We start from the raw sequence: 7764 nt of genomic DNA on the forward strand, positions 1-7764 counted from the left end.
CATGTGATTCACCTAACTCCGAATAATTCTGCCAAAGTGTTGCATGAACTGATATCTCCCTCGCGGGAGGCGCGTCTCAGGTTCACGTACAGATCGGCCGTGATCTTGTTCACTATTGCTCTGGACATGTCGTCCAGTAAAGTCTCCACATCCGTGGAGGAACTGTGGGAGATTGCTGTCTCGAGCTCCTTCTCCCTTATGGTCGCCATCTTCATACCTATGAGCCTGATGATCTCGTTGGCGGTCTCTTCTCTCTTCTCGGCATCCATCTTGGACAGTTCCTGTCCGATGATCTTCTCGGCCGATGAGATCTCGCTCATCCTGCGTTCGACGTTCTTCTGGGCTATTGTCTCCAGGGAGTCCATGTTGTCCAATTCCACATTGGGGACGTCTACTATGTCATCATCCACATTATGGGGGATGGATACGTCTATGATCAGAAGTTTTCTATTCGGACGCATTGCCATGGCGCGCTCTATCACAGGCTTGTGGACAACTGTGTGGGGTGCTCCTGTGGCAACGAGGACAAGATCGCTATCAGCTATCGCATCCTTCATCCTGTCCATACTCACCGCGTTTCCGCCAAGCTCGTTGGCAAGTTCCAAAGCGCGACTGTAGGTACGGTTGGAAACAAAGACGGTGCCAATGTTCTTTCCGATCAGATTCTTCGCAATGACTGAGGCCATATCGCCGGCACCCAATATTGTGATGGCCTTTCCGTTCAGATCCCCTATCTTGGATTCGGCAAGTTCGACTGACGCGGAACCGACGGATACTGCACCTTTGTTGAGTTCTGTCTCCGATCTCACCCTCTTGCCGACTATTATGGCCTTTTCGAAAAGACGGTCGAGCATCATTCCGACATGCCCTTCTTCCTTGGCCTTGAAATAACATTCGCGGACCTGATGCTGAATCTGGTCCTCTCCGACGATCAGTGAGTCCAGTCCGCAGACCACTCTGAATAGATGCTTGATGCTGTCTTTGTCTTCCAGTATGTATGAGATGTTGGACGATGGGACGATGGAGCGAATCAAGTTCTCCAGACAAGCGATGACAGAATGGTTGTCTTGGGTGGCAGTGTAGACCTCGAAACGGTTGCATGTGCGTACTACGACATACTCGGACACGAAATCCATTTCAGATATGTAATCAGGAACGGTCTTTTCCAGAATCGTAACCACATTGTTCAATCCCTCCGTCCCACCTGCAGAGGAATGGGTTATGTGCATGCTGACTATCATTGCAATCCGCCCTCACTCATTATTGTCTGGAAGGCATCCTCCTCTTTGCCGTCCTTCAGAAGGCCCCAGACCTTTTCATTTTCTAGAACATCAGCAAGGAACTTGGCCCTTTCTGGTTGTGTTGCGATCTTTTCCTTAATTATAGGTCTGATCCTCACCAGGAGTTCGAGCATTGAATCATAGGAAGGATCGAGGAATCCATCCAGTGCCCTGACGACATATGGGGGGAATGCCGGGACACGTCCTTCTGATGATACTGTAACGGAATATCCCGGACGTTTGAGAACCGAGGGTATGAGGACGTCTCCGCCTCCGTGCGCGGAATTGGTCATTATCCCCTTGGACATCGAGATGTCCCTTATGGAATCGTTAAGTTCATGGACTGATGTTGCCGCTATGACGATGTCAGCACCGTTCATGTATTGAGCAGCAGTGGATGGATCGATGTCCGCTTCAATGGCTTCATCAGCGATTGCGCATAATTCTGGCAGTATCTCTTTCGAGACCACCTTTATGTGGAATCCTTTGAAATGCTGACATTTTCTCAGAGCGACTTTTCCTCCGCCGAAAACCACTATCTTGCGTCCGCCTGGTGAAAGATAAATCGGGGACATCAGAACAGTTTTTTCTCCATTTTGTTTATCGGCGGAATGGTCCATCTCACTCACTCAACACGGAGAATCAATTTGTATATTTAGATATAGGGGATGGGGGTATAGGTAATAATTACAAATATCGTCCGTGTTACCGATAAAATGCATAATTTCCCCATTTTTTAGTTGAATATATGCGATAACAAATCTTCTCTATTCGGATAATTGCCCACAGTATTTTTTAGAAATAATACGTGACGCGTCTCATCATACCGAGGTAATCTCATGGACAGCAACGTACGCCCGGATTCCATGGAGCGCATCACAACTCCTGAACTCGCAGAAGCATTCATCAATGAACAAGTCGCCGCACTGCAGAAGCAGATCGGAGACGGAAAGGTCCTATTGGCCCTCTCCGGAGGAGTCGATTCTTCCGTTGTCGCCGCACTGCTCATCAAAGCCATCGGCAAGAACCTCACCTGCGTTCACGTTAACCATGGACTTCTTCGTAAGGGGGAGGCCGAGCAGGTCATCGACGTGTTCCGCAACCAGATGAAAGCGAACCTTGTCTACGTAGATGCTACCGACAGATTCCTGGACAAGTTGGCAGGAGTATCGGATCCCGAGCAGAAGAGGAAAATCATCGGAAAGGAGTTCATAGATGTTTTCGAGGAGGAGGCCAAAAAGATAGAGGGCGTCAAGTTCCTTGGTCAGGGAACGATATACCCTGATATCCTCGAGAGTCACGGAGTCAAGGCCCACCACAACGTCGGTGGACTCCCAGAGAAGTTCGGATTCGAACTTGTCGAGCCCGTGAAGCTTCTGTTCAAGGACGAGGTCCGCGTGGTCGGAAAGCAGCTGGGACTCCCGGACAACATGGTGTACCGTCAGCCGTTTCCCGGACCCGGACTCGGAGTACGCTGCACCGGAGCTATCACGCGCGACCGTCTTGAGGCTGTCAGGGAATCCGATGCGATCCTCCGCGAGGAGTTCGCGAAGGCTGGACTCGAGGGTAAGGTATGGCAGTATTTCACAGTCGTCCCCGATTACCGTTCCACCGGAGTGAAGGACGGAAAGCGTCTCTGGGATTGGCCTGTCGTCATCCGTGCTGTCAACACCAAGGATGCCATGACCGCCACAGTGGAGGAGGTGCCTTGGCCCCTTCTCAACAAGATCACTCAGAGGATCCTGACGGAGGTCAAGGGCGTAAACCGTGTCCTGTATGACCTCTCTCCCAAACCCTGTGCCACCATCGAGTGGGAGTGAAACTTTCAAGCCAGGGATTTCCCTGGCATCCTTTTCCCTTGGTTTTTAAACTTCAAGTCGTCATTACGTATCTTCTGGGTTCAAACCGACATGATTTAATCTGTACTTGCGGATTCTGAGAATTGGTATCATGGAAGACGACATCCGCAATGAATTGGGGCTTGTACAGATCTACACTGGGAACGGCAAAGGGAAGACGACTGCCGCTCTCGGTTTGTCCTTGAGGGCTTCAGGAAGGGGACTCAACGTTCTGTTCCTTCAATTCCTCAAGCCAGATGCAGGTTACGGTGAGCAGATGGCATGCGCCGATCTTGAAAGGATAACGGTAATATCCATGGGTCTGGCGCATTTCGTCGGAAAGAATCCGAAACAGCCCGATATCGATGCCGCTCACGAGGCTCTGAAGAAGTCCGAGGAATTGATCGGTTCAGGGAAATACGATGTCGCAGTCCTCGATGAAGCCATGAACGCGGTCCGTCTGGGGCTGATCACTTCTCAGGAACTCATCGAATCTCTCAAGAAGAGGCCTAAACACGTGGAGGTCATTCTGACCGGCAGGGGGCTCACTCCTGAACTAGAGGAGTATGCGGATCTCATCACGGAGATGAAGCTGATCAAGCACCCTATGGATAAGGGGATCGATGCGAGGAAGGGAATCGAATTCTGAGCAAATTCACAGCCTAAGGTACTTCCCGATGATGCTGCGGGGGTTCTCGGAGATCTCATCAGGGGTGCCTGTGGCTACTACCGTACCCCCTTCCTCTCCTCCGCCGGGGCCCAGATCTATGATGTAATCGGCACTGCCGATGACGTCCAGATCATGTTCTATCACGATGACGGTGGCCCCGTTTTCAATCAGATTATCGAAGATGCCCATCAGCACCTGGACATCCAAAGGATGCAGGCCGATCGTAGGCTCGTCGAATACGAAGACCGTGTCTTCCTGACCGCGTGACATCTCGCTGGCCAGTTTAAGGCGCTGCGCCTCCCCACCGGAAAGACCGGGTGTAGCCTCTCCTAGCGTCAGGTAGCCCAACCCGACGTCATGCAATAATTTCAGTCTGCCTTTGACAACTTTAAGGTCATCGCAGGCGACGAGAGCCTCGTCGACACTCATCTCCATCAGTTCGGGAAGGGATTGCAGCGTTCCATCCTTTCTCATTCTTGTTATCCTAGAAGCATCCGGGCCGTAGCGCGAACCGTTACAATCTGAGCAGGGTATCTCCACATCTGGAAGGAACTGGACATCCAGACTTATCGATCCTGTCCCGTCGCATGTCATGCATCTCAGCGTTCCTGTATTGTACGAGAGGTCGCCCGCTTTGATGCCCATCTCTTTCGCTCTATCCGTCTTCGCGAACACCTTACGGAGTTCGTCATGGACGTTGGCGTAAGTGGCGACTGTGGAACGGACATTGATCCCTATGGGCGTAGCATCGATGAGCTTCACTTGTCCGATGCCGGGTGCGGATACCGATCTGACGTGTTCAGGAAGTGCCGTACCGCGGATATGCGCCTCCAAAGCTGGTATTAGGCTGTCCAGGACCATCGTGGTCTTCCCGCTTCCGGAGACTCCAGTGACAACTGTGAAGCGTCCTTTGGGGATCCTGATGTTCAGAGGTTTCACCGTGTGGATGGACCCTGTAGTCATTTCGATCGAGCCGAGATCGAACATGCCTTCTGCCGAAGATCTTTTCCTAAGCCCAGGATTGCCGTTCCTCAGGAATCTTCCGATCCTTGAATCCTTGTTTTTCTCGAGATCGTCCACAGTGCCTTCGGCGATGACCATACCTCCGTCGGCACCCGCACCGGGACCTAGTTCCACCAGCCAATCTGAATGGGATAATGCTTGCGTGTCATGGTCCACCAGAACGATCGAATTACCGTCAGCGACAAGGTCGTCCATGACACCAATAAGACCCTCAATGTTTGCCGGATGTAATCCGATGGACGGTTCGTCGAGAACATAAAGGACGCCTGTTGTCCTGTTGCGAACGGATCTGGCCAATTGTGTGCGCTGTCTTTCTCCTGTAGATAGCGTGGATGTCGGACGGTCGAGTGTAAGATACCCGAGACCAAGGTCAAGAAGGCGTCTAGACGTGTCGTGGAATGCTTCGCATATGTTCTCTGCCATCTGTTTCATGTCGTTCGGCATGGAATCAGGTATTCCGTTCACCCATTCTTCCAGCTCTGAAAGGGACATCTGGCAGACTTTGTCCAATGACAGACCCCTCAGCAGCGGGGCACGTGCCTCCTCGGAAAGTCTGGTCCCTTTGCAGAAGGGACATGGTCCCATCTTCAGGAACCTTTCCACCCTTTTCATGCCCTTCTCGTCCTTTACCTTGGATAGGGCGTTCTCGACCGTGTACACGGCACTGTAATAGGTGAAATCCATCTCTCCGGCGTTCCCCGACTTCTCGTTGTAGTAGAGGAGATGATGTTTATCCGGAGCACCGTGGAGAACGATATCCTTCTCCTTGTCAGTCAGTTCTCTGTAGGGTACGTCGGTGCGGACGCCCATATCGCGGGCGATATCCTTCATAAGCGACCACATGAGGGTCTGCCAGGGAAGAACAGCACCTTCATCTATGGTCTTGGATTCATCAATCAGTGTGGTTTCGTCCACCTCGTGCACGACGCCTGTCCCTCCGCACGATCTGCATGCACCGGCACTGTTGAACGCCAGCTCCTCGGCGCTCGGGGGATGTACCTCAGCACCGCATATCGGACAGCGGATCTCGATCATCGCGGCATAATTGATACTTGGCTCCAGATAGTGCCCGTTCGGACATTTATGTTTGGCCAATCTTGAGAATATCAGCCTTATGCTGTTGAGGAGTTCTGTCGACGTTCCGAATGTGCTCCTGATCCCGGGAACACCAGGGCGCTGATGCAATGCCAAGGATGCAGGTACGTAACGTATATCGTCCACTTCTGAACGTGATGCCTGTGTCATGCGTCTGCGCGTGTAGGTGGAGAGAGCTTCCAGATAGCGCCTGGAACCCTCAGAATACAGCGTTCCCAACGCCAATGACGATTTCCCCGATCCGGAAACACCGGCGATACCGACAATCTTGTTCAAAGGTATGTCTACATCGATATTCTTCAGATTATGGATCCTCGCTCCGCGTACTTCTATATGATCGGGAACAGACAAACACAGCACCAGATGTCTGTATCCATTCTGTGTAGAAAATTATTGTCAAAACTGCATTAATCTGACTTTCGAAATTATGCAATTATAGTTGTTTTTATAAAATAAGGATAACGGTTCGGAACGCATGAAAGTTGGGAAGAAAGAGATTCTGACCATAGCAGTAGTTGCAGTCGTTCTATCGATGGCATATACTTGGGTGGTTTATCCATCTGAGGAAGACAGTATTGAATTCACGGGCGAAGTCATAGGCCTGAGTTCCTACAATCAACCTAAGCTCGATCTGAGTGCACAAGAGATTTTCGATTCAGGTTTGAATCTTGGTGCCGAGTTCACCATAATTACAGAGACCGATACATACACCGGAGCCATCATGCTCAAGTCTTACTTGGGAATCCTTATGTTCGATATATTCGTGAACGTCGAGGATGATGGGCTCGTTTCCGTCGGATGCATAGGAATGCTCATAAAAGCCGAAGAGGGCAGTCAGATAAAACTAGTCCACACAGGCGAGTCACAGAGATATAAGAATACGCCCGACTACAATGTAGAATACTCCCAAGATATCCACGATTTCCCCTCAACAGAGGTCTTTGCGAACTTCTATGAGGTTACCGGAGGAAACATCGCACCTGGAGTTCTGTACAGGTCATTCAGTTCCCTTTCGGATCCTGCAAAGCAGGCCAGGGTACCATACGTTAACCAGTTGGCCGAAGAGAACAGCATCAATTATGTCATTGCACTCTCGTTCAGCGATACATCGGTACAGAGCGCAATATCGAAGTATGAAGGCTATTGCATCGACCTTTGCAAGGACGGAAAGTACGTGGCCCCATCCATGGGTTACCTCTATTTCCAGCAGAAGGAGAAGACGATCGATGTTCTCCAGTCCATTATCGATAACGATGGACCTTACCTCGTTCACTGCAATGTGGGAAGGGACAGGACAGGTTTCGTCGTCCTGTTGCTTCAGGCCCTCTGCGGATGCAGTCCCGAAGAGATGATGGAGTGCGAGGCCAGAGCATTCTGCAACCTTTACAACATCGATCCGGACAGCAAGGAATACAAATACATCATAAGCGGAACCTACGACAGGAACATGTATCTGATAGCCAACTATGACAATATCGACAACATCCTCCACATGGATTGGTCCAAGATCGATGTGAGCAAGATCGATACTCAAAAAGCCGCTTATCAGTATTGTACTGATTATTTGGGTCTGAGTTCATCGCAGGTTAACAGTCTGTTGGAAAGGCTCACCGTAGTCGGCTGAGCCGATTGAACGATCCTGGCTGTAAACTTAACTGTGCTGTCAGCGTATCTCACCGATACGCTGACAGACACCTTTTCAAACACATTCTCACAGATTTTTTTTTGGGTAGTTACCCGGGTACGATGCGGGCGTATCTGCATGCAAGTTACTTTTTGTAAAATACAAATGGGGTCGGGAGAGGGGATCGAACCCCCGTATGCGGATCTGCAGTCCGCCACATAGCCACTGTGTTAC

6 protein-coding genes are annotated in these 7764 nt (G+C 50.7%); 3 read left to right on the forward strand and 3 right to left on the reverse strand.

Annotation, left to right across the window (positions count from 1 at the left end; all coding sequences use genetic code 11):
* Window positions 1-8: 8 nt before the first annotated feature.
* Both E7Z62_02535 and E7Z62_02540 read right to left on the reverse strand, forming a co-directional pair.
* Entirely contained in the window at window positions 9-1241 is a 1233-nt protein-coding gene (locus tag E7Z62_02535; GenBank protein ID MBE6521991.1) for a glutamyl-tRNA reductase, read from the reverse strand.
* The gene (locus tag E7Z62_02540; protein MBE6521992.1) at window positions 1238-1900 is read right to left on the reverse strand and encodes a bifunctional precorrin-2 dehydrogenase/sirohydrochlorin ferrochelatase; all 663 of its coding nucleotides are present in this window, start codon (window positions 1898-1900) and stop codon (window positions 1238-1240) included. The genes E7Z62_02535 and E7Z62_02540 overlap by 4 nt, the downstream gene beginning before the upstream one ends.
* A 219-nt stretch (window positions 1901-2119) precedes the next feature.
* Between E7Z62_02540 and guaA the strand changes: the two genes are divergently transcribed.
* A complete protein-coding gene (gene guaA, locus E7Z62_02545; protein MBE6521993.1) occupies window positions 2120-3100 on the forward strand; it encodes a glutamine-hydrolyzing GMP synthase in 981 nt (326 codons plus the stop codon).
* 142 nt (window positions 3101-3242) lie between these two features.
* On the forward strand, window positions 3243-3767 hold the full coding sequence (gene cobO, locus E7Z62_02550) for a cob(I)yrinic acid a,c-diamide adenosyltransferase (protein MBE6521994.1): 525 nt from the start codon (window positions 3243-3245) through the stop codon (window positions 3765-3767).
* A 6-nt stretch (window positions 3768-3773) separates the two neighbouring features.
* Here cobO and E7Z62_02555 read toward each other — a convergent pair whose 3' ends face one another.
* Window positions 3774-6269 carry an ATP-binding cassette domain-containing protein gene (locus E7Z62_02555; protein MBE6521995.1) on the reverse strand — a complete coding sequence of 832 codons (2496 nt, stop codon included), beginning with the start codon at window positions 6267-6269 and terminating at the stop codon, window positions 3774-3776.
* A 112-nt stretch (window positions 6270-6381) separates the two neighbouring features.
* Between E7Z62_02555 and E7Z62_02560 the strand changes: the two genes are divergently transcribed.
* Window positions 6382-7530, forward strand: coding sequence for a hypothetical protein (locus E7Z62_02560; protein MBE6521996.1), 1149 nt, complete (start codon window positions 6382-6384; stop codon window positions 7528-7530).
* Window positions 7531-7764 lie beyond the last annotated feature (234 nt).

The organism is Thermoplasmata archaeon, from assembly GCA_015063285.1.
Taxonomy (GTDB): Archaea; Thermoplasmatota; Thermoplasmata; order Methanomassiliicoccales; family Methanomethylophilaceae; genus Methanoprimaticola.